Source organism: Photobacterium japonica (assembly GCF_050337005.1).
Taxonomy (GTDB): domain Bacteria; phylum Pseudomonadota; class Gammaproteobacteria; order Enterobacterales; family Vibrionaceae; genus Photobacterium; species Photobacterium japonica.
On the sequence record NZ_JAKJSN010000021.1, the window covers coordinates 31,036 to 51,092 of the forward strand.

At 54.1% G+C, this 20,057-nt stretch carries 18 protein-coding genes; 9 read left to right on the forward strand and 9 right to left on the reverse strand.

Annotation, left to right across the window (positions count from 1 at the left end; translation table 11 throughout):
* Nucleotides 1–382 precede the first annotated feature (382 nt).
* Nucleotides 383–2,941, forward strand: coding sequence for a class I adenylate cyclase (locus L4C36_RS09480; RefSeq protein ID WP_428477558.1), 2,559 nt, complete (start codon nt 383–385; stop codon nt 2,939–2,941).
* A gap of 106 nt (nt 2,942–3,047) precedes the next feature.
* Here the strand turns inward: L4C36_RS09480 and cyaY are convergent, their stop codons facing one another.
* Nucleotides 3,048–3,359 (reverse strand): iron donor protein CyaY, encoded by a 312-nt coding sequence (gene cyaY / locus L4C36_RS09485; protein WP_428477559.1) that lies wholly within the window; start codon nt 3,357–3,359, stop codon nt 3,048–3,050.
* 78 nt (nt 3,360–3,437) lie between these two features.
* Between cyaY and lptM the strand changes: the two genes are divergently transcribed.
* From lptM to yigB, 6 genes are read left to right on the forward strand one after another with little or no spacing between them, the layout of a single operon-like run.
* On the forward strand, nt 3,438–3,551 hold the full coding sequence (lptM, locus tag L4C36_RS09490) for an LPS translocon maturation chaperone LptM (RefSeq protein WP_428477560.1): 114 nt from the start codon (nt 3,438–3,440) through the stop codon (nt 3,549–3,551).
* Nucleotides 3,552–3,576: 25 nt separating this feature from the next.
* Complete coding sequence (gene lysA, locus L4C36_RS09495; protein ID WP_428477561.1) at nt 3,577–4,830, forward strand: diaminopimelate decarboxylase; 1,254 nt, start codon at nt 3,577–3,579, stop codon at nt 4,828–4,830.
* A gap of 15 nt (nt 4,831–4,845) precedes the next feature.
* Nucleotides 4,846–5,676: a diaminopimelate epimerase gene (gene dapF / locus L4C36_RS09500; protein WP_428477562.1), complete on the forward strand. Its 831-nt coding sequence runs from the start codon at nt 4,846–4,848 to the stop codon at nt 5,674–5,676.
* A complete protein-coding gene (locus tag L4C36_RS09505; protein WP_428477563.1) occupies nt 5,673–6,368 on the forward strand; it encodes a DUF484 family protein in 696 nt (231 codons plus the stop codon). The genes dapF and L4C36_RS09505 overlap by 4 nt, the downstream gene beginning before the upstream one ends.
* Entirely contained in the window at nt 6,365–7,270 is a 906-nt protein-coding gene (gene xerC, locus L4C36_RS09510) for a tyrosine recombinase XerC (RefSeq protein WP_428477564.1), read from the forward strand. Before L4C36_RS09505 ends, xerC begins: the two co-directional genes overlap by 4 nt.
* Before the next feature lie 38 nt (nt 7,271–7,308).
* Nucleotides 7,309–8,043 (forward strand): 5-amino-6-(5-phospho-D-ribitylamino)uracil phosphatase YigB, encoded by a 735-nt coding sequence (gene yigB, locus L4C36_RS09515; protein ID WP_428477565.1) that lies wholly within the window; start codon nt 7,309–7,311, stop codon nt 8,041–8,043.
* 97 nt (nt 8,044–8,140) lie between these two features.
* On the opposite strand, the gene L4C36_RS09520 is transcribed toward yigB, so the two are convergent.
* The 4 genes from L4C36_RS09520 to L4C36_RS09535 are packed head-to-tail and all read right to left on the reverse strand — an operon-like array spanning nt 8,141 to nt 10,565.
* Nucleotides 8,141–8,596: a DoxX family protein gene (locus L4C36_RS09520; RefSeq protein WP_428477566.1), complete on the reverse strand. Its 456-nt coding sequence runs from the start codon at nt 8,594–8,596 to the stop codon at nt 8,141–8,143.
* A 2-nt stretch (nt 8,597–8,598) separates the two neighbouring features.
* Nucleotides 8,599–9,447, reverse strand: coding sequence for an HvfC/BufC family peptide modification chaperone (locus tag L4C36_RS09525; RefSeq protein ID WP_428477567.1), 849 nt, complete (start codon nt 9,445–9,447; stop codon nt 8,599–8,601).
* The gene (gene bufB, locus L4C36_RS09530; RefSeq protein WP_428477617.1) at nt 9,428–10,273 is read right to left on the reverse strand and encodes an MNIO family bufferin maturase; all 846 of its coding nucleotides are present in this window, start codon (nt 10,271–10,273) and stop codon (nt 9,428–9,430) included. Before bufB ends, L4C36_RS09525 begins: the two co-directional genes overlap by 20 nt.
* A gap of 25 nt (nt 10,274–10,298) precedes the next feature.
* Entirely contained in the window at nt 10,299–10,565 is a 267-nt protein-coding gene (locus L4C36_RS09535) for a BufA1 family periplasmic bufferin-type metallophore (RefSeq protein WP_428477568.1), read from the reverse strand.
* Between the two features lie 373 nt (nt 10,566–10,938).
* On the opposite strand from L4C36_RS09535, the gene uvrD reads away from it, so the two are divergent.
* Nucleotides 10,939–13,110 carry a DNA helicase II gene (uvrD, locus tag L4C36_RS09540; protein ID WP_428477569.1) on the forward strand — a complete coding sequence of 724 codons (2,172 nt, stop codon included), beginning with the start codon at nt 10,939–10,941 and terminating at the stop codon, nt 13,108–13,110.
* A 133-nt stretch (nt 13,111–13,243) separates the two neighbouring features.
* On the opposite strand, the gene ggt is transcribed toward uvrD, so the two are convergent.
* From ggt to rarD, 4 genes are all read right to left on the reverse strand, one after another.
* Entirely contained in the window at nt 13,244–15,073 is a 1,830-nt protein-coding gene (gene ggt / locus L4C36_RS09545) for a gamma-glutamyltransferase (RefSeq protein ID WP_428477570.1), read from the reverse strand.
* 115 nt (nt 15,074–15,188) lie between these two features.
* Entirely contained in the window at nt 15,189–15,848 is a 660-nt protein-coding gene (locus tag L4C36_RS09550; RefSeq protein ID WP_428477618.1) for a LysE family translocator, read from the reverse strand.
* 157 nt (nt 15,849–16,005) lie between these two features.
* Entirely contained in the window at nt 16,006–16,800 is a 795-nt protein-coding gene (locus L4C36_RS09555) for a helix-turn-helix domain-containing protein (protein ID WP_428477571.1), read from the reverse strand.
* 220 nt (nt 16,801–17,020) lie between these two features.
* Nucleotides 17,021–17,944, reverse strand: a complete 924-nt coding sequence (gene rarD, locus L4C36_RS09560; protein ID WP_428477572.1) for an EamA family transporter RarD — start codon at nt 17,942–17,944, stop codon at nt 17,021–17,023.
* Between the two features lie 241 nt (nt 17,945–18,185).
* Here rarD and recQ point away from each other — a divergent pair, with 241 nt between their 5' ends.
* The gene (gene recQ / locus L4C36_RS09565; protein WP_428477573.1) at nt 18,186–20,042 is read left to right on the forward strand and encodes an ATP-dependent DNA helicase RecQ; all 1,857 of its coding nucleotides are present in this window, start codon (nt 18,186–18,188) and stop codon (nt 20,040–20,042) included.
* Nucleotides 20,043–20,057: the final 15 nt, after the last annotated feature.

A 20,057-nucleotide genomic window follows, 5' to 3' on the forward strand; every position in this document is an offset into this window, starting at 1 on the left:
TTGATTTATAGTCTAATCCTACCATTACTGAGCAGGGATGGTAATTCGTGTGTTGCTGTCAGTGCGTCGACGCAGTATTGTCTTGATCTGGGGAAGGATTAATGTGACTCCTCTCACGGAACCCTCATGCAAAAATATGATCTAGACCCGCAAAGTGGCGATTTTGTCCGGGTGTACTAGCTTGATGAGGGGCAGGCTACGGATGGGTCGAGCCAGCAACATGACAGTGCATTCATATTTTGTCACAAAACGTTATTATCTTTACGGTTAATGCAAAAACTGTTAGATTGATCACGTTTTTACTCCTGGGCAGAGTTCTCTCTACCGCATTTAGTGACAAGATTTGGGCCGCTCTGAAGCTGGCAGCTCTTGGAAGAGTAATTTGCAGAACTATATCGAAACGCTAAAAAGCAGACAGGATCAGCTCAACGAGCTTCGTCTAACACGAGCCCGTGCCGCGATGAGCGCCCAATCGGTGCAGGTTTTTGACATCTTGCCTGTCTTGCTTCATTACAATCACCCGGCGATCCCTGGTTACCTTGATCAGGCGGTATCGGTCGGGATCGCGTCGTTTTCTGCGACCGAACCTCAGCAGCAGTTCATTGACGACTGTTGCCTTGCTGTTTCTGCTACTCTTACCTCGCCAACGGCTGAACGCCTGCCTATTTTGGGTCTGTATGCCATGGGCAGTACGGCCTCATTGGGGCAAAGCCTGACCAGTGATCTTGATATCTGGGTCTGCGTTCGTACCGATATGCCAGCCGATGCGCGCCAAGCGCTCGATGCCAAATGCGCCCTTGTCTCTGAATGGGCCATGACCCAAGGCGTAGAAGCCAACTTCTTCTTGATTGACGAAAATCGTTTCCGCGATAACTTTTCCGAGCAAATGACCGGTGAAAACTGTGGCTCGAGCCAGCACTTGTTGCTGCTGGATGAGTTTTACCGTTCTGCCGTGTGTTTGGGTGGCCAACCATTACTATGGTTTATGGTGCCGCCGGAAATGGAAGAGTGTTACGACGACTATGTCTGCTACTTAGTCAAAGGCGGGTTTATCCGTCGTGATGAGTGGATCGATTTTGGTGGGCTGTCCCGCATTCCAGCCGAAGAATACTTTGGCTCGAGCTTGTGGCAGCTGTACAAGAGTATCGACTCCCCGTACAAGTCCGTGCTGAAAGCGATTTTGCTGGAAGCGTATTCTTGGGAATACCCGTACACCCAGTTATTGAGTGTGGACGGTAAGCGCCGTTTCTTCGCCATCGATCGTACCGAATTCTGTATGGATGCGTACTTCCTGATGCTGGAGAAGGTGACCCGTTACCTTGAGCGGATCAGCGATCATCGCCGTTTGGATTTGGTGCGCCGTTGCTTCTACCTCAAAACCCATGAAAAGTTGACCCGCAAACCCGGTTTGGGCTCGGTGCCGTGGCGCCGCAAGGTGCTGGAAGAGCTGACCACATCATGGGGTTGGTCGTACGACGTATTGCACGAACTCGATAACCGCCGTGATTGGAAAGTGGAGCTGGTGAAAAGCGCTCACAACGGTTTGCTGGATGCGTTGATGCTCAGCTACCGTAACCTGATCCGATTTGCCCGTCGCAATAACATTACCTCAGCCATCAGTCCGGAAGACATCAGTATTCTGGCGCGTAAGCTCTACGCGGCGTTCGAGGTGTTGCCGGGGAAAGTGACGCTGCTTAATCCGCAGTTGTCGCCGGATCTGCACGAACAAGATTTAACCCTGATCCAAGTGCCGGCTGGTCGCAAGAATACGGCGGGCTGGTACTTGTATAAACAGCCGCTGGATCCGATTGCCATCATGGGCCGTCCGGCGCTGGAGCATAACCGCTACCTGAGTAAGCTGGTGGCGTGGGCATATTTTAATGGCTTGTTGACCGAATCGACCTGTTTGCACACCGTGGTGCGTGACTCGGCGTTGGACATCGATAAGCTCTACCAATTGGTCAGCGATATTCGCAACACCTTCCCGATCCGTCGCCCGCAACCGAGTTTGCAGGCGCTGTCGAGCCCGTGTGAGATCCGCCAGTTGGGGTTGTTTATCAACTTAGAAAACGATCCGACCACCGCGCTAAAAAATCGCTCGGTGCGGTTTGATTTCAAAAACACCGACATTTTCAGCTACGGCCCAGAGCAACAATGTTTGGTGGGCAGTGTGGATTTGGTGTACCGCAACTCGTGGAACGAAGTGCGTACGCTGAACTTCACCGGCGAAAATGCCATGCTGGATGCGTTGAAAACCGTACTCGGTAAAATGCACCAGGATGCGTTGCCACCGGAATCGGTCGACGTGTTCTGTTACAGCAAACACATGCGCGGCCTGATCCGTAACTTGGTGTACCAGTTGGTGGCCGAATGTATCGAGATGCGATTAAAACCGGTTGAGCAGGAAAAACGTCGCCGCTTCAAAGCGATCCGTATCGGTCAGCAGACTCATGGTTTGTTCTTTGAACGCCGTGGCGTGTCCGTGCAGAAACTGGAAAACTCGGTGGATTTCTACAGCTGTATTTCCACCAATAAACTGATGGGTGCTGCGAACTTGGTGATGGGCAAAACCGATGAGCCACACCCGCCGGAAATCGTCGATGCGTACGCCAGTGAAGGCTTGATCCAGTTCTTCTTTGAAGACTGTGATGACGGTTTCAACATCTATATTTTGGATGAAGCGAACCGCATTGAAGTGTATCGCCAGTGCAGCGGTAATAAAGACGAAATGGTGCATGGGGTGAACCGTTTTTACACCTCATCGCAAGATCGCTTCTGCTACAGTGCCAACTTCATTAACTTTAATTTGCCGCAATTTTACGACATTGTGCGCAACGACAAGGGTGAACCACAGGTACTGCCGTTTAAAAGCGGGCAACAGCCGCCGCGTTGTCCGGTGACGCCTTCCGTCAATGCCGTGTTGAACGTTGCCTCTCGTTGATCGCTATCGCGAGTTTACGTGTGCCGCAGAAACAAAAAACGAGAGCTTAGGCTCTCGTTTTTACGTTGTGGGCAGAGGCATTTGCATTCAGGCTTACCATGTGGGTTTACCAGTTAACCGCTTCGCCCGCATGCACCGTGCATTCTTGCTTCACGAGCGCGATCAGCTCCGCGCCACTGCGGGTACAGTGCCACTCACCGTCTTGGTATTTGAAATGGTAACCGCCGGATTTTGACGCTAACCAAATTTCATGCAAGGGCTCTTGACGGTTGATCACGATCTGGCTGCGGTTTTCAAATTCCAGCGTCAGGACATTGCCCATGGTCTCGAATTCAATGTCCACACCGGATTCCTCGATGCCTTCTTCAATGCGCATTAGCACGTCATCGGCCAACTTATGGAATTCTGTATCATTCATCCCGGTTCATCCTATTGCTTTTCCTAGTATGGGTGCGATTATAGAGGGCAATGAAATGATAATCACTGGCTTTGACAAATGCGTAAAGGTTTATTAGCAATTTTACTTCTGGGTGTACTGGCGCTGACTGGCTGTGGCCAGAGTGGACCGTTGTACATGCCTGACGATACCGAGCAGCCGCAAGACTCATAACAAGACAGACAGGGAAGAGACGACATTGGATTATTTTAATTACCAGCAAGATGGCCAGCTCTGGGCCGAAGAGGTACCACTGACCGAGTTAGCCGCGCGCTTTGGCACGCCGCTTTACGTGTATTCACGCGCCACATTGGAACGCCATTGGCATGCGTTTGATCAGGCGGTGGCCGATCACCCGCATCTGATCTGTTACGCGGTGAAAGCGAACTCTAACTTAGGGGTACTGAACGTACTGGCTCGCTTGGGCTCTGGCTTTGACATTGTCTCTGGCGGTGAGCTGGAGCGCGTGATCGCTGCCGGTGGTGATCCGCGTAAAGTCGTTTTCTCAGGCGTGGGGAAAACCGCGGCAGAGATGCAGCGGGCGTTGGCGCTGGGGATCAAATGCTTCAATGTGGAATCCGAACCTGAGCTGGAACGCCTGAATCAGGTCGCCGGCGAGATGGGCGTGGTGGCACCGGTCTCTTTACGGATCAATCCGGATGTCGATGCGCAAACCCACCCGTATATTTCGACAGGCCTGCGTGATAACAAATTCGGTATCGCGTTTGACCGCGCTCCCGCCGTGTACCGTTTGGCGCATGAGCTGCCACACTTACACGTGGTGGGCATGGACTGTCACATTGGCTCGCAGCTGACGGCGTTGACACCGTTTGTGGATGCCACTGATCGCTTGTTAGCGTTGATTGATACCTTGCACGCCGAAGGCATTACCATTCAGCACTTGGATGTCGGAGGGGGGTTAGGCGTGACCTACAATGATGAGTGCCCGCCTGAGCCAGCAGAGTATGCCAAAGTCTTGATGTCGCGTTTAACCGCCCATCCAGAGCTTGAACTGATCTTCGAGCCGGGGCGTGCGATTGCCGCTAATGCCGGGGTGATGCTGACGCGGGTGGAATACCTCAAGCATACCGAGCACAAGAATTTTGCCATTGTTGATGCGGCGATGAACGATTTGATCCGTCCAACCTTGTACCAAGCGTGGCAGGCCATTGTGCCCGTGAGCCCGCGCGCCGGTGAAGCACTCACGTATGATTTTGTTGGCCCGATCTGTGAAACCGGTGATTTTATCGGGAAAGATCGCACATTATGCTTGGCACCGGGCGATTTGCTGGCGGTACGCTCAGCCGGTGCCTATGGCTTCGTGATGGCATCAAACTATAACTCCCGTGTTCGAGCAGCAGAGATCATGGTCGACGGCCAGCAGGCGCACGTGGTGCGTGAGCGTGAAGAATTAGCGCAACTGTGGCAGTTTGAGCATCGTCTGCCCGAATAATGGATAAGGAACATCATGCAGGTTAATTTTGCAAAAATGCATGGGCTGGGTAACGACTTTATGGTGGTCGATTGTGTTACCCAGAACGTCTTCTTCTCGCCGGATTGCATCCGGCGCTTGGCCGATCGCCATCGTGGCGTGGGGTTTGATCAACTGCTCGTGGTGGAGCCGCCTTACGATCCTGAAAGCGATTTCCACTACCGCATCTTCAATGCCGATGGCAGTGAAGTCGAGCAGTGTGGTAACGGTGCCCGCTGCTTTGCCCGTTTTGTCTGGATGAAAGGGCTGACCAATAAATACCATATCTCGGTCAGTACCAAAGCGGGAAAAATGGTGCTCAAGTTGGAAAACGACAACCAAGTCACGGTGAACATGGGTGTGCCCAACTTTGAACCGGGCAAGGTGCCGATTAAGGCCAAGCAAAGCGAAAAAACCTACATATTACGGGCCGGTGAAGCGACCGTTTTCTGCGGTGCCGTTAGCATGGGTAACCCGCATTGTGTAACCATTGTGGATGATGTCGACACCGCCGATGTTGAAACGCTGGGGCCGTTATTGGAGTCCCATGAGCGTTTCCCTGAACGTGTGAACGCCGGCTTTATGCAGGTGATCGATCGCAATACCGTGAAGTTGCGGGTGTACGAACGCGGCGCAGGGGAAACCCAGGCGTGTGGCAGCGGTGCGTGTGCGGCGGTGGCGATTGGTCGTCAACAAGGATTGCTGGATGAAGACGTAACAGTGTCTTTGCCGGGCGGTGAATTGCAGATCCATTGGCAAGGTGAAGGCAAGCCGCTCTATATGACCGGGCCAGCCGCGCATGTTTATGATGGACAAATCGTACTATGACCGATGTTTCGTCGCTTGAGCGACCGAGCACGCCTGCCGGGTTAACCGAGCAGGACGTGGCCGATTTTTTACAAGCGAACCCAGACTTTTTCATTCGTCAGCCAGAGTTGCTGACCCGTATTCAAGTGCACCACCCGGATCGCGGGGTGGTGTCGTTGGTGGATATTCAATTGGAACGACTGCGCCGTCAGGTGGGGGAGCTGGAAGAGAAAATTGCCGATTTGATCGGCGTCGCCAGTCAGAACAGTGTGCTGTTTGAAGAGTTTGCCCGCGCGCAACAACAGTTGTTCCAGTCTCATCATATCTATCAGGCGATCAGTGTGCTCACGGCGTTAGCGGAACGGCTTCACCTGGATGTCACGGTGCGGTTGTTTGATAGCCTGGACGATGACATCTTTATGCCGCGTCAGGCGTTTGATGAATTCCGTCGTTCCCATTTGGCGTCACGGACCGTGTACCTCGGGCGTCTGCGTCAGCAGGAGCGCACCTTGTTTTTTGACGACGCGCCACAACTCGGCTCGTTTTTGGTTCTGCCGTTTGGGCAGGAGCGACCGATGGGTGTCTTGGCATTTGCCAGTGCCGATGGCGGTCATTTTCAACCGGCAATGGACACCTTGTTTGTGGAGCAGTTAGCGATGGTGTTGGCCCGTTTGATCCACCATTGGGAATATACCCGCGAGGTCATTGAATGAGTTTGCCCGATTCACTGGAAAAACCGTTATTGCGGTTTTATGAGTATGTACGCAGCGAGCGAGGGCTCAGCTTGCATACCCAGCATAACTACAAACGCCAGCTCACCACCTTGGCAGAACAGCTGGTGGCCTTAGGGGTCACTGACTGGCAAACCGTAGATGCGGGCTGGGTGCGTCAGTTGGCCAGTAAAGGCATGCGTGATGGTCTGAAAGCCAGCAGCTTGGCGATGCGCTTGTCTTCGCTGCGCAGCTTCTTTGATTACTTAGTTTCACAAGGGGTGTTGCCGGCCAATCCGGCCAAAGGGGTGTCGGCCCCGCGTAAAGCGCGTCCGTTACCGAAAAACCTCGATGTGGATGAAATGGATCAGCTGCTCAGTGTGGATGGTGATGATCCACTGTCGATTCGCGACCGCGCGATGATGGAGTTGATGTACGGTGCCGGCTTGCGTTTGTCTGAGTTGGTGTCACTCGATGTTAAAGACATCAGCTTGCGCAAAGGCGACTTACGCGTGATCGGTAAAGGGGACAAAGAACGTATTGTCCCCTTTGCGGGTTTAGCCAAAGAGTGGGTCGGCCATTGGCTGCAGGTGCGCAGTGAGATCGCTGCGGTCGATGAACCCGGCTTATTTGTGTCGAAATTGGGCTCGCGGATCTCTAACCGGAATGTGCAAAAGCGCATGATGGAATGGGGGCAGAAACAAGCAGTGTCGAGCCACATTAATCCGCATAAATTACGCCATAGCTTCGCGACCCACATGCTGGAATCTTCTGGAGACTTGCGTGCGGTACAAGAATTATTGGGGCACGCTAACCTCACCACTACCCAGATCTATACGCACTTGGACTTCCAACATTTGGCCAAGGTGTATGATGAGGCGCACCCGCGCGCCAAGCGCAAGTGAGTCGTGCGCGTTTAACTTGAATAAACAAGTAGGATCCGATGCAAGTGTACCGCCCCTTTCCGGCCCCCAAGGCTATCACGTTCGATCTTGATGACACCCTGTATGACAACCGTCCGGTGATCCGACGGGCGGAGCAGGCGATGTATGATTGGTTGGCGCGTGAGCACCCCGTGACCAACGGCATGGGGCCTGCTCGTTGGCAGGCGTTGAAGCAGGCGGTCGCGCAGGTCGATCCGTTCTTGCATCACGATGTGACGCAATGGCGGTTTGAGTACCTGAAGATCGGGCTGATGCAATTTGGTTATCCCTTGGTGCTGGCTGAACAAGCCGCACAACAGGGTGTAGATCATGTGTTGGCGGTACGTAACCAAGTGGACGTGCCAGCAGAAACGCACCGTGTGCTGACGGCGTTATCGCAACGCGTGCCATTGGTGGCGATCACCAACGGTAATGTAGATGTAGAAAAGATTGGACTCGCCCCGTATTTTTCAGCGGTGTTTATGGCGGGTCGTGACGGCATGGCCAAACCAGAATCGGACTTGTTTGTGCAGGCAGCGCATCACTTAGGCGTGGCACCGAGTGCGATTTTACATGTCGGTGATCATCCCGTGAGTGATGTGGGTGGAGCGCTGCAGAACGGCTTTCGTGCCTGTTGGTTCAATGATCAAGATCGGCAGTGGGGCGATGATGCGCGCGCGCAGTGGCAGCCGGATGTGGAAATCACTGCGCTGGCCCAATTGTTATCGCTGTTGGATGGCGATAACGGGAAGTGAATTGCTTGCAGAGGCTTTGCTGACATACGATAAAAAACGGGCCATGTGCCCGTTTTTTTGTGTCTGTAAAAAGTGACAAGCCGTATTGAGTGCGCCGCTATTGGATGAGCTGCGGCTTAGGCTGCTCACTGAACAATCTGTCCAGTGAAATGGCACCAGCGCCCCAGAAGACATTCACCAACAGCATCATGCCCCACAGTTGGTGGTCGAAAAAGCCCTTCTCCCACAGTAAGGGGTATGACACCACGGCCATGATATTGAACACAAATAACACCAACGCCATCGGGCGAGTGAATAACCCTAAAGCCAAGAAAACCGGCAGGATCAGTTCAGCAGCGGTGCCGAGGTAGGCGGCCCACAGCCACGGCAATACCGGCACCTGATACTCATATTCAAACAAGTACAGGGTGCTGTCCCACGTCGAGTATTTGATCATGCCTGACTGGAAAAAGACCCAGGCGACCCATAAACGGGTGAACAATAACAGTAGCGGGGTAAGCGGATCAGTGAGGCGCTGAGCGGTGGCGTCCAGGTGTTTGAAAAAGTGCAGCATACTTACCCTCCTGTTTGGTCTTTAAATGGTGTGTTGTGAGCGGTTTGAACGGTGTCCGGCAAGCCATGAACCGCCGTAAACACATTCTGTTGGATCAACGGACCGAGCATAGCCAGCATGGCGGCTGAAGCGGTACTTAATGGTAATTGCTGTTGGCACAAGGCGATCAGGGCGGTGCCCTCTGGTGTTGTTGGTTGCACCCAGATCCCCTCCTCGCGATGCTGCACAATGACCGACTCCGGTTGTGTCATGTCGATGACCTCCACCTCATTGCGTTGGATCATCAGCCACAAGGTCGCGACTGCATGATCGGCCGTGAAGCCTGTGGTGGTGGCCGCCGGCTCAAACCGCAGACGACCGATGTTGTCGTCATTGATGTGGGCCAACTGCGCCATATCAAACGCGGGCGTGATCGGCATGTGTTGTCGTGCCACATCGACTAACCACTCCAAGCGGGCTAAATCTGGCAGATAGGGCACCGCTTCGGCCAGTGCTGGTTGCTCGGCCATGATGGCACAGAGGGTGTCTGCAAAGCCGCCTCCGTAGTCACTGACATCCCCTTGGCTGAGCGGCATGTTGAGCACATGCTGACGCGCCAGTTGATCAAAGCAGTCCTCTCCGACGACCGCAGCGGTACAGGGGTAGGTCGCCTGGAGGACGTCTGTCAGACTGATGATGAAGTTATTGCGGTAGAGTTGGATGCGCTGTTCAGGCGTGAAATCGCCGCCCTGTACCTGCTCCGTTACATCACTGGCGTGATAATGCAAGGCGTGTGAAAAGGCCTGCTGCAGTTCGCGCAAAGAAGGCGCTGCCGCCTGTACGGATCGTGTGTTAGGTGACGATGAGTCCATGGTTCGCCTCCTGCTGGATGATAAGGCTCGCTTTGTCCGCTTCCTGTTGGAGCACGGCAAAGTCAGGAATATCGAGATCCCACTCGATAAGGGTCGGCACCAGCCCATGTTGCGGCGTATGTTGGCGTACCCATTGGCGATACAACTGCCAGACCGGTTCACTGACCGGATGGCTGTGGGTATCAATCCAAATCTCGCTGTCATCGACCGTTTTCACCGTAAAGCCCGCCAGATGGATTTCTTTGACCGTCGCCGGATCAATCGCGGCTAAATACTGCTGACAATCAAAGCCGTGGTTGAAGGCACTGACATAGATGTTGTTGAGGTCGAGCAGCAAATGGCAGTCCGTCCGTTGTTGTACTTGCTGGAGAAACTCCCATTCCGGAATGGTGGAATGGGTAAACGCCAAGTAACTGGACGGGTTCTCAATCAGTAAGCGTCGGCCTAACACCTCCTGTACCTGTTCGACTTTTTGGCAGAAAAGGCGCAGCGCTTCTTCGGTGTAAGGCAGTGGTAGCAGATCGTTAAAATACTGCCCGTTAACCGAACTCCAGCTTAAGTGATCCGACACGGCGATAGGGTCCAGCTCTTGAACCAAGTGTTTCAGTTGCTGTAAATGTTGCGTGTTGAGCGGATCGGCCGAGCCGAGTGACAGCCCGATCCCGTGGCAGCTGATGGGGTAATGCTGAGCGATATCCCGTAATTGTTGTCGCACGGGGGCCTGTGGATTGAAGAAGTTCTCGCTATGAACTTCCAACCAACCGACCGGCGGGCGTGTCGCGAGTACCGTGGTCATGTGGGGGGAGCGAAGCCCCACCCCGACCATTGTTTCTGGTGTTAACCCAGCCACATTACTTCGCCTCTTTGTCGCCGCCCACTAAGCGATCACACAGGCCTTTTGGCACCATCACAAAGGCATCTTTCTGGCCGTCGACTTTCGAGGTGCCAGCACACGAGCTGGTTTTGGTCGCACAATCATTTTTCCCGGCTTTTACCACACCGTAGCATTTCTCCTTCCCTTCTGCGGCGACGGCGGAGGTGGTGGTCATCGCGGTGCCGGCCAGAGCAAGTAAACCGGTAACAGCGGAAGCTAGGGCGATATTGGTGGTTTTCTTCATGGTCATTCCTCTTTTGTTCGCTGAGTGTTGCAAGAGCCTGCAACGTTGTCTTTATGGGCTTGGTTCTCTGGTTATCGTGGACGCCAGTGTGGCGCTCTCGGAACATAAGAAAGGGGGAGTCCCTTTTTTCTTTCACTTATTTTCTATTTTTTTAACAGCTCGTTAACGTCTGGCCTTTCAAAGCATAGAACAAAAGTACTTGTGCAAGGGGGAGGAGAAATATCGGTGCAGGAAAAAGCAGGAAAAGATCGAAGGGAAAAAGTCGAAGAATGCGTCCTTGTCCCTCTCTTTTTCTTGGGGGGGAGGCTGCTCGCATCTTGGTCGACTTTGCGGTTATAATCGTCACCATTGTATAAATAACCAGTAGAAAGCGATGGACGTATCACTTCTGTTAGATGGCCTGAATGACAAGCAACGCGAGGCGGTGGCTGCGCCGCTGGGTAATCACTTGGTGCTGGCGGGAGCCGGCAGTGGCAAAACCCGGGTGCTGGTCCATCGCATTGCATGGTTGATGACGATTGAACAAGCGTCACCCTATTCCATTATGTCGGTGACCTTCACCAACAAAGCGGCGGCGGAAATGCGCGGCCGTATTAATGAACTGATGCACGGCTCGTCGGCAGGTATGTGGAACGGCACGTTCCACGGGTTGTGTCACCGTATGTTGCGCGCCCATTATCTGGACGCGAACTTGCCGGAAGATTTCAATATTCTCGATTCTGACGATCAGATGCGCTTGTTACGCCGTTTGATTAAAGCCCAGAATCTGGATGAGAAGCAGTGGCCTGCGCGTCAGGCGGCGTGGTACATCAACGGTAAAAAAGATGAAGGCTTACGCCCGCATCACGTTGAAACCTTTAACGATCCGGTTGAGCAAACGTGGCAGCGTTTGTATCAGGCCTATCAGGAAGCGTGTGATCGCGCAGGTTTGGTCGACTTTGCTGAGTTGCTGCTGCGTGCCTTTGAACTGCTCAAACGCAGTAAGCACATCCGTGAGCACTATCAAGCGCGCTTCAAGCACATTCTGGTCGACGAATTTCAAGATACCAACAACATCCAGTTTGCCTGGTTACGCTTGATGGCGGGGCCAGATTGTAACGTGATGATTGTGGGTGATGATGATCAGTCTATTTACGGCTGGCGTGGTGCCAAGGTCGAAAATATTCAGCGTTTTTTGAATGACTTCAAGGGCGCGAGCTCAATTTTCCTGGAGCAGAATTACCGTTCGACCGGGAACATTTTGAAGGCGGCCAATGAGCTGATCGCCAACAACAATGAACGTATGGGCAAAAACCTGTGGACCGACGGCGCCGAAGGCGAGTTGATCTCCGTGTATTCTGCGTTCAATGAATTGGATGAAGCCCGCTTTGTGGTCGGCAAAATTAAAGAATGGCAGCACGCTGGCGGTGCCTTGCAAGATACGGCCATGCTGTACCGTAGCAATGCTCAATCGCGTGTGTTGGAAGAAGCGTTAATTCAGGCGGGGATGCCTTACCGCATCTACGGCGGCATGCGCTTCTTTGAACGTCAGGAAATTAAAGATACGCTGGCGTATTTGCGTTTGATGGCGAACCGCCACGATGACGCCTCGTTTGAACGTGTGGTGAATACACCGACCCGTGGGTTGGGGGATCGCACGCTGGAAACCATTCGTATGGCCGCGCGTGATCGCGGTGCGACGATGTGGCAGGCCAGTATTGCCCTGTTGGAAGAGCAAGTGCTGGCAGGCCGTTCGGCCAATGCGCTGCGCCGTTTCATTGAATTGATCAATGCGCTGGAAGATGACACCCGTGAGCTGCCGCTGTACCAGCAGACCGATGAGGTGATCCGCAATTCTGGCCTGCGCGTGATGTACGAGCAGGAAAAAGGCGAGAAAGCGCAAGCGCGTATTGAGAACTTGGAAGAATTGGTGACGGCAACGCGCCAGTTTGAGGTGCCGGAAGAAGCCGAAGCCATGAGTCCATTGTCGGCGTTCTTGTCACACGCGGCGTTGGAAGCGGGTGAAGGGCAGGCCGATGAGTTTGATGACGCCGTTCAGCTGATGACCATGCACAGTGCCAAAGGCTTGGAATTCCCCGTGGTCTTCATGGTGGGGGTGGAAGAGGGCATGTTCCCGAGTTCACGCACGACAGAAGAAGTCGGCCGTCTCGAGGAAGAGCGCCGCTTGTGCTACGTGGGCATGACCCGAGCCATGCAGAAGCTGTACATCTCCTATGCCGAGATGCGCCGTTTGTACGGTAAGGATAACTTCCACAAGCCGTCGCGTTTTATTCGTGAGATCCCAGAAGCGCACATTGAAGAAGTGCGCATGAAGGCCAAGGTGTCGCGTCCGGCCAGCAGCGGCCGTTTCAGCCAGGCGCAAGTGAATGACAACTTTAACCAGACCGGTTTCAGTTTGGGTCAGCGGGTACGCCACCCGACCTTCGGGGAAGGCACCATCATCAACTTTGAAGGCAGCGGTGCGCAAAGTCGTGTGCAAGTGGCCTTCAATGGGGAAGGGATCAAGTGGCTGGTAACGCAGTACGCCAAACTTGACCCGATGTAAGCGCATGCCACCGTGGTGTGAGTCGCGGATGTAAAACGAACCGATAAAAAAGCCCGTCAGTGTTTGCTGACGGGCTTTTTATTTGTCTGCCATTTTTCGTATTGAGTGCAGACGTTAACGGATACGGAATGAACTAGCGAGCGGTTGCCGTTGTGGTTGAGGTATCGCTGATCACCGTGCCTTCCCGGCGCGGATCGGCGGCGCCGATCAATTGGCGAGGCAGCAGTTGGATTGCCTGTACCCCCGAGGCCAACGGTTTGATTTGAGTCTCAAATCCCAGTTTTTCCAGCGTAGGTGCCCATTGCTCGGCGGCGGTGCCTTGTTCGAGTTCAAACGGGCCAAAGCGGTTATTCATGTTCGGCAGATTGATGGCTTGTTGAATATCCATCGCCCAATCGAGGTGTCCAATCAGGGTTTTGGCTACATAGCCGATGATCTGGCTGCCGCCCGGCGAGCCAATGGCCAAATAGGGTTCGCCGTCTTTCATCACGATGGTCGGTGCCATGGAAGATCGTGGGCGTTTGCCCGGTTCGACGCGGTTTGCGATCGGTAGGCCGTCGTTGTGGCTGCGGAAGGAAAAGTCGGTCAGCTCATTGTTGAGCAAGAATCCGCGCACCATCAGGCGCGACCCAAAGCCGTTTTCAATCGTCGAGGTCATCGACACCACGTTACGATCGTTATCGACAATGGCAAAGTGACTGGTGGACGGCAGTTCCAGTGATGCATCGATGGCATAACGTCGGGCATGATCCCAGGGTGGGGTGCCGGCGGCCACGTCAGTCAGTGCCGTGTCGCGGTTGAGCAAGGCGGCGCGTTGCTGCACGTAATCACTCGCTAACAGGCCTTGGGTGGGCATGGGTACGTAATCGCTGTCGGCCATGTAGCGCCCTCGATCGGCAAAGGCCAAACGAGAGGCATCACCCAATACCCGCCAGCTATGCGGGTTATCCGGTCCCCATTCGGCCAAGGGGTAGTGGCTCAACATGCCCATGATTTGTCCGAGGGTCAGTGCGCCGGAACTTGGCGGTCCCATGCCGCACAATGAAAATTGACGGTAAGGGGCACACAACGGCTCGCGCTCTTTTACTTGGTACGTGGCCAAGTCCATCGCACTGAGTACGCCGGGGTTGTTCGAGCCTTGGCGCACGGTGTGGATGATGTCTTTGGCAATCGCACCGGTGTAAAACGCACTGGCGCCGCGTTCGGCGATGTGGGTCAGGGTCTTGGCATACTCGGGGTTGGTTTGCGTGCTGCCAGCGGCTAACGGTTGGCCATCGGCATCAAAAAAATACGCACGGGTGGCGTCAAAGCGCCGGAGTGACTCGGCATTGTGGCGGATCAGGGCGGCTAAGCGTGGGCTGACAACAAAGCCTTTACGGGCTAACTCGATAGCCGGTTTAAACAGTTTATGCCAGCTCAGCTTGCCGTGCCGTTGGTGGGTGTACCACAACAGCTTGACCGTACCCGGTGTGCCGACCGAGCGACCGCCCACCACGGCATCCATGAAGGTTAACGGCTGGCCGTGTTTGTCTTGAAATAACACCGGTGTGACACCCAGTGGGGCGGTTTCCCGTCCATCGAAGGTGCGTAACGTCTCTGCTTCGTCATCCCAATACACCAAAAATGCCCCACCGCCGATCCCAGACGATTGCGGTTCAGTCAGCCCCAATACCAATTGGGTGGCGATCATTGCATCTATCGCATTGCCGCCTTGACGCAATATCTTGGCACCAGCGTCACTGGCATACGGGTTGGCCGTGGCGACCATCCAGTCTTTCCCTGTGTGTACGGTGGTCGGCGTCTCACTGCTGATTGAAGGTTGCGACGCGGGTGTCGGCGTGGCCGCTTCCGGCGCATGGTGATCCGTGGCTTGTGACGACGGCGTGGCACTGAGCGGTGAAGCGAGTAATAGCATAGCGGCAGTCAACGTACTGCCAAGCACATTACGGGCGATCCAAGTCATGGGAGATATCCTTACTCACATTGCGGCATGCTCAAGAGCCTAAAGGTGAGTAAGGGGGTTGTCTATGTGCAGGGCAGGGTTTTGTGCTGTCGGTCAACGGTGGGAATGTCAGCCGTTAGCCCAGCAGTAAATTCAGCCAGATCAGGCTGCCGATCACGGCAAATAGCAGGCCACAGATCCCATCAATGATTGGGGTCCAGTGTTGTAGCTTTTGTTGCAAACGGGCGCCGGTCAGTAACCATGCCAGTACGCCAAACCATAAAAAGGACGTGAACCACAACAGGCCCAACGCGGTGGTTTTGCCTATCCATGACATGTCAGCGGGGACCAAGGTCGAGAGTAAGCTCAGAAAAAACACCAACGCTTTCGGGTTTAAAATGCTGGTGGTGAACCCTTTGGCCAATGCCTGACGGCGGTTGGTGATCACGCGTGTCGGTGCGGTGCTGGCCGTTGTCACGCTGTGTTCATGGCGGTGCTGCCAGTGTTGCCATGTGGCTTTTAGCGCGCCATAGCCGAGCCATAACAGGTAGCCGCCGCCTGCGCCTTGCAAGGCGTTAAACAACATCGGGTGTTGGTGGATCAGCAAGCTGGCCCCCGTCAGGCTAAGCAGCGAGTGGAGCAAAATGCCCAGTGATAACCCCAGCGCGATCATCACGCCGGTTTGGCGGCCATAGCGGCCGGCATTTTGGACCACAAGGGCAAAGTCCGGCCCCGGACTCATTAAGGCCACGATGTGGACGGTGACAAGGGTGGCGAGGGTAGTAGCTTCGTTGATCATGGTGTGTCGTGCATCCTGTAAACCGCAGGGCGACATGCCCAGCGAGGCGTAGGATGCCGCAGTTACGGCTGGGATGCTTGTAAAAAAATGACATTCGCCGCATCACTTTCCTGCGTTGTTCGCTTGTGTTGTGAGGGGGCGTGAAGTGTTCGGCCTATTTGATGTGGGAAGGGGCGACGCCGAAGGTGTGTTTGAACGCACGGGCAAAATGGGCCTGATCATAAAATCCCACTAAGTAGGTCACGTCGGTGCTGCTATATCCGGCTTTGAGTAACGCCATGGCTTGTTCTAATCGTAATCGCGCCAACCAGGCATAGGGCGTCATGGCGGTGGCTTTTTTGAATTGCCGTAACAGTTGGGACGGGCTGAGATCGCACAAGGTGGCCAATTGGTCTAAGCCGATTTTTTGATCCAAATGAGCCATGACGAAATCACGCAATTGATGCAAATCTTTGCTGCCCAATGGCGGAACCTCGGGTGCTTTGACTTGGCCGTAATGGGTCAAGAGATAAGAAAAGGTCTCTATTGGTAAGCTGTCTTTGGCGAGTTGTGAGATCTGCGGATCATCAAGGTGCTGATGCAGTTGCGTTAACTGCTGGAACAGCCGGTGATCGGCGATATTGTGTTGAGGAAACCCGAAATGTGTTTTCCCCGCGACGGCATCGGCCTGCTGACTGAGCCAATCGGGCGCAATGCTGAACACCTTCACCTGATAACCAGAGGCTTCTTTCGGTTGTCCGTCGTGGATTTCGTCCGGGGGCATGATCACCAATTGTCCGGCGCCCGCGAGGTGCTTACTCCCATTGTAGAAATACTGTTGCTGTCCCTGCGTGATCAGCCCCACGTGATAATCCAAATGGTAGTGACGCTTAAACGCAAAATCGTGGTAATGGGCATCGATGAGGTTAATGTCAGCAATGGGGCTTTTGCGATGACTGATTTTATTCATGACCCCGTTCCTGTCGATGTGTGATAGCAAGATGATCGCGTCGTGATAAGGGGGATAACCGTTATCACAATAGACGCAGGGTAACGATAGGTGCGTTAGTGCGCCGAAGAGTAAAGTGGAAGTACACCATAAATATGACGAGGCCGCTTGTAAAAAATACGCGGCCTTGTGGTTTTACATCGGTATTTTACGGCATGGTAATGCGCCGTTGCGTATGCCGTTAGGCGGTAGGGGGAGTGGTTGCTTGCCCCCTACCGACCCGGCGATGATGACGCAGCGCATCGGCAATGAACACCAGCAGGGCACCCCAGATGAAGGCAAAGGTGTAGCCTTTATCCGCGGTAAACGGCTCCCCGTACAGGTTGATGGCGAGCAAAAACATCAAGCTTGGGCCAATGTACTGGAAAAAGCCCAGTGTCGAGAGTTTCAGTTTGGTCGCCGCACCGGTAAAGCACAACAACGGCAAGGTGGTAACAATGCCCGCCGCGACCAGCAGCAGATTGGTAGACAGGGGATTAGCGCCCCAGTCAGCGGTGGGACTGTCGGCCATGATCAGCACATAAAACAATGCCAGCGGCAGCAAGATGATGGTTTCCAGAAACAGGCCGGTGGCGGCGTCGACATTGATTTTTTTGCGCAGCAAGCCATAGCAACCAAAGCTGGTGGCCAGTGCCAAGGCGATCCACGGCAGAGAGCCAAATTGAATTAATTGCACCATGACCCCACCGCCCGCCAACGCCACGGCGAACCATTGCAAAGGCCGTAATCGCTCGCCAAGAAATACCATCCCCAATACCACATTGATCAGCGGGTTGATGTAATAGCCTAAGCTGGCATTGAGCATGTGGTTGTTGTTGACCGCCCAGATGAAAATCAGCCAGTTGGTACCGATGAATAAGGCGGAGACGGTCAACATCAGCAGTTGTTTGGGTTGTCGCAGCAGGGCGCGAACACGGTGCCAGCCGCGACTGACAGCCAGTAATCCTGCGAGAAAGAGCACCGACCAAATCACGCGGTGACTGAGAATTTCCAGCGCGCTAACATGGTGCAATGACTTGAAATAAATAGGGGCGATCCCCCACATGGTATAAGCGGCTAACGCAAGGAGGATCCCGCGTTGGGTTGAGTTGTGCTGCGCGTCCATGATGTCCTAACACAGTGAGTCAGAGCGGGGGCAATGCCATCAGATCCGTCTGAGTGGTCGAATGGCGGGCAGTATAAAGCGAGTCTCAGGGCAATACTATGCGTAATGCTATGCGCGAATGCTTGGTGCCTTGCTCCCATCGCCGATCTGAATGGTATAGAATAGCCGGTCTTATGTGTTGTCGACGCGCCAAGCGGTGCGGTGATGGCACGCACAACGATCACCCGCAACGAGTGGAATTATGTCATCAAACCTGTCATCAAATCTGGCTTATCAGACCGACAGCCCCGCATCCAGTGAGCAAGTTTTGCAAGCGGTGTTTGGCTATCAAACCTTCCGAGCCGGTCAGCAGGCTGTGATTGATGCCGCGCTCGCCGGACAAGACAGTGTGGTGATCATGCCCACGGGTGGCGGTAAATCGTTGTGTTATCAAATTCCAGCCTTGCTGCTTGACGGGTTAACGGTGGTGATCTCCCCGTTGATCTCCTTGATGAAAGATCAGGTCGACCAGCTACAGGCTAACGGCGTGGCAGCCGCCTGCATCAACTCCACCCAATCTCGCGAGGCGATGCAAGCGACGTTTCGTGCGATGGAAAACGGAGAACTCAAGCTGGTGTATGTCGCCCCTGAGCGGATGCTGAGCCGTGAGTTCATGGAACGCTTACAGGCTATGCCATTGGCACTTCTGGCGGTGGATGAAGCGCACTGTATCTCCCAGTGGGGGCATGACTTCCGGCCGGAATATGCCGAGCTAGGCCGGGTGCGTCAGCATTTTCCTACCTTACCGGTGATGGCGTTAACCGCCACGGCCGATGAAGCCACACGCCAAGACATTCTGGCGCGCTTGGCTTTGCAGGATCCCCACATTTATTTGGGCAGTTTTGACCGCCCTAATATTCGCTACACCTTGCAAGAAAAGTACAAGCCGATGGCACAGCTGACGCGTTATTTGGCGGATGTACGCGGGCAGAGTGGGATCATTTACTGCAACAGCCGTAAACGGGTGGAGCAGATCAGCGACAAGTTGCGCGATCAAGGGCTACGTGTGGCCGCTTACCATGCCGGCTTGGAGCACGATGAGCGGGTGCGGGTGCAAGATGCGTTTCAGCGCGATGATCTGAATATTGTGGTCGCCACCGTCGCGTTTGGCATGGGGATCAACAAACCCAATGTCCGTTTTGTCGTGCACTATGATATTCCGCGTAATATCGAATCTTACTATCAGGAAACCGGTCGCGCCGGCCGTGATGGCCTCCCCGCAGAAGCGGTGATGTTTTACGATCCGTCTGATTTGACGTGGTTACGCCGCTGTGTGGATGACAAACCTGAGGGCGCGCAAAAGCTGGTGGAAAGCCATAAATTGAACGCCATGGGGGCCTTTGCGGAAGCGCAAACCTGTCGCCGTCAGGTGTTACTGAACTATTTTGGGGAAGAACGCGAAACGCCATGTGGCAACTGCGATATTTGTCTGGATCCGCCCAAGCATTTTGATGCGCTGGAAGTGGCACAAAAAGCGTTGTCGTGTGTGTACCGTGTGAACCAAAGCTTTGGTATTAACCATGTGGTGGAAGTGCTACGAGGCATGCAAAACCAGCGGATCCGTGAACACGGCCATGAGAAAATCAGTACCTACGGGATCGGCCGTGAACACAGCCATGAATTCTGGGTCAGTATTTTGCGTCAGTTGATACACCGCGGTTTTTTGGTGCAGAACATGTTGCGCAGTTCGACCTTGCAGTTGACGGAAAAAGCCCGGGCCGTGCTGCGCAGTGAGGTCAGTTTGTCGCTGGCTGTGCCGCGTTTAGACATTGCCGCCCGCAGTGCGAAAAGCGATAAATTAGCGAACCGTCAGTATGACAAAAAGCTGTTTGCCAAGTTGCGTAAAGTGCGAAAAGCCATTGCGGATGAAGAAGATTTACCGCCGTACGTGGTGTTTAATGATGCCAGTTTGATGGAAATGGCGGAGCGGTTACCGACGTCTGCCGGAGAAATGCTGGCAGTGAACGGCGTGGGGCAACGTAAGCTGGAAAAATACGGCAACGTATTTTTATCCGTGATTGAAAACCACCTGACAACCGGTGACGAAGGCGGCTATTAAACCGCAGACGAGGAT